Here is a 2539-nt window from a genome sequence, read left to right on the forward strand (position 1 = left end):
GTCGAGGTGCGCGTGCCGGAAGCCGGTCCGCCGACCGGCAAGCCGATCCAGATCAGGCTTTCGGCCGTCGACCCCAAGGGGCTCGACGACAAGGCCCGTGAGGTCGCGGCGCGCATCGGCAAGGTGCCCGGCGTCATCGATATTTCCGACGGCCTGCCGCCGCCCGGTGTCGACTGGGCGCTCGAGGTCGATCGTGCCAAGGCGGCGCAGTACGGCATCAGCCCAACCTCGGTCGGGACGGTGGTGCAACTGGTGACCAACGGGCTGAAACTCTCGGAATACCGGCCTGCCGGAGCCGACGACGCGGTCGACATAAGGCTGCGGCTGCCCGAAGACCGGCGCACGCTGTCGACGCTCGACGAACTCAGGGTGCAGACCTCACAAGGCTCGGTGCCGATCTCGAACTTCGTCGTGCGCAAGCCGGAGCCGACGGTCGGCATCCTCAACCGCATCGACGGCGCGCGTACGGTGGTCGTCCAGGCCAACGTCGCCGCCGGCGCTCAGGTCGCGGCTGTGCAGGAGCAGGTCACCAAGGCCGTCTCCGACATGGATCTCGGCAGCGGCATCCGCTGGAAGCTGGCCGGTTCGAACGAGGACAGCGCCGAAGCCAGCGCCTTCCTCAGCAAGGCCTTCGGGGCGGCGATCTTCCTGATCTTCCTGGTGCTTCTGGCGCAGTTCAACAAGTTCACCAGCGTCTGGCTGGTGCTGTCCTGCGTGGTCATGGCGACGATCGGCGTGTTCCTCGGGCTGCTGATAACCGGCGAGACGTTCGGCATCGTCATGTCGGGCATCGGCGTCATCGCTCTGGCCGGCGTGGTGGTGAACAACAACATCGTGCTGATCGACACCTATGACCGGCTGCGTGAAGAAGGCTGGGACAAGGTCGAGGCGGTGCTGCAGACTTGCCGCGAGCGCGCCCGCCCGGTCGTGCTGACGGCTGTGTCGGCCATTCTCGGCGTGCTGCCGATCGCCTTCGGCCTCGGGCTGGAAATCTTCCATCACGAGACGACGATCAACGCGCCGTCGACGCAATGGTGGATTTCGCTGTCCTCGGCGATCGTCTTCGGCCTGTCCTTCGCCACGGTGCTGACGCTGGTGGTGACGCCGTCGATGCTGATGGTGTTCACCCGCGCCAAGGTCAAGCCGGGCGCACGGCGCGGCTTGATCAGCCGTCTGTTCCGGCGCGGCAAGGTCGAGATTTCATCGACCGATGCGCCAGGGCGGGATGCCGGAGCCGGGCCGGATATCGCCTTTCCGAAAGCCGCCGAATAGATCATTGCCGATTTGACCGGCAAAGGCCGCCCGGAACAACCGGGCGGCCTTTTGCATTGTTCTTAGGCGAAAAGTCGAATTGCGGGGTTCTCATGCCGATCACCACCATAGTCATCATCGTCCTGGTCCTTATCCTCATCGGCGCGGTGCCGGCCTGGCCGCATTCGCGCTCCTGGGGCTATGGGCCCTCGGGTATTGTCGGCGTGGTGCTGGTGGTGCTTATGGTGCTGCTGTTGATGGGACGGCTCTGAGGCGCCCTCTCAGTCTGCGGAGATTGTTAATGTGCGGAGGAGTATCGCCCGCCATCGCGGAGGTCAGGCAGCTTTCGCAACGCCGGTCACGGTGGCAATGCCGATATCCCCGAGAGCTTCAGTGACGGCCTGATCCAGCGGCGTGTGCGGGATCGCGCCGATGATGCCTTCCAGCCTTGCCGACGCCAGTTGGTGCGGTTCGAAGCGCAGATAGGACATCGACACGATCTCACGCCACATCGCCACGAACGGGCTGCCGGCGCGCAGCACCCACCACGCCATCGAGGTCATCTTGAGCGGGCGTCCAAGCGCCTTCTCCGCGGCCGCCTTGATCTCCAGGTCGGTGACGGGATGGCCCGGGAAGTTGAGGGCTTCATAGGCGCCGAGCTTGTCCAGGTTCTGCGCCAGTCCGACGAAAGCCCTGGCCAGATCCGGCAGGTAGGCCCATTCATGCACGAGGTCGACCGGGCCGGGCGCCGTATAGACACCCTTGTTGATTTTGGCGGCGACGACCAGGTCGAACCACGAGCCGCTGCCGGTGCCGCCGAAGAAATCGCCGGCCCGCAAAATAATGGTGCGGACGCGGCGCGCTTCGGCCTCGCGGTGAAACAGGTCCTCCATGGCGACGCGGATGCGCCCCTTCTCGGTCGTCGGGCGGAACGGCGTGTCTTCCGTGATCACCTCCGGCATCGGCGACCCGTAATTGTATACGGTCCCGGGAAAGAGATGCAGTGCGTTGTTGGCACGGCAAGCGGCCATGACATTCTCGGCGATCGGCAGGCACTTGGCCCATTCGGTGTAGATCGGGTTGAGGCCGTTGAAGATGATGTCGACACCTTGCGTGACGCGGATGAGGGCCTCGCGGTCGAGCGCGTCACCGGCAACGGCTGTGGCGCCTTTGAGTTCGGCCGGCACCTTGCCGTTGCGGGTGACGGCGCGGACCTCGTAGCCCGCGTCGATGAAGGCCTTGGCGACCACGCGGCCGAGCCGGCCATTGGCACCGAGAATTGCGATAC

At 65.3% G+C, this 2539-nt stretch carries 3 protein-coding genes; 2 read left to right on the top strand and 1 reads right to left on the bottom strand.

Features of this window, described 5'->3' with window-relative positions:
- Together EN906_RS30575 and EN906_RS30580 are read left to right on the top strand one after the other, a co-directional pair.
- A partial coding sequence (locus EN906_RS30575) for an efflux RND transporter permease subunit (protein WP_164777483.1) occupies positions 1-1272 on the top strand: 1272 nt, incomplete at its 5' end.
- Positions 1273-1364: 92 nt separating this feature from the next.
- Positions 1365-1523 (top strand): DUF3309 family protein, encoded by a 159-nt coding sequence (locus tag EN906_RS30580; RefSeq protein ID WP_023810914.1) that lies wholly within the window; start codon positions 1365-1367, stop codon positions 1521-1523.
- A gap of 63 nt (positions 1524-1586) precedes the next feature.
- On the opposite strand, the gene EN906_RS30585 is transcribed toward EN906_RS30580, so the two are convergent.
- On the bottom strand, positions 1587-2537 hold the full coding sequence (locus tag EN906_RS30585) for an SDR family oxidoreductase (RefSeq protein WP_245484362.1): 951 nt from the start codon (positions 2535-2537) through the stop codon (positions 1587-1589).
- Between the last annotated feature and the right edge of the window lie 2 nt (positions 2538-2539).

Origin of the sequence: Mesorhizobium sp. M7A.F.Ca.CA.004.06.1.1 (assembly GCF_003999135.1) — a bacterium.
Lineage (GTDB): Bacteria > Pseudomonadota > Alphaproteobacteria > Rhizobiales > Rhizobiaceae > Mesorhizobium.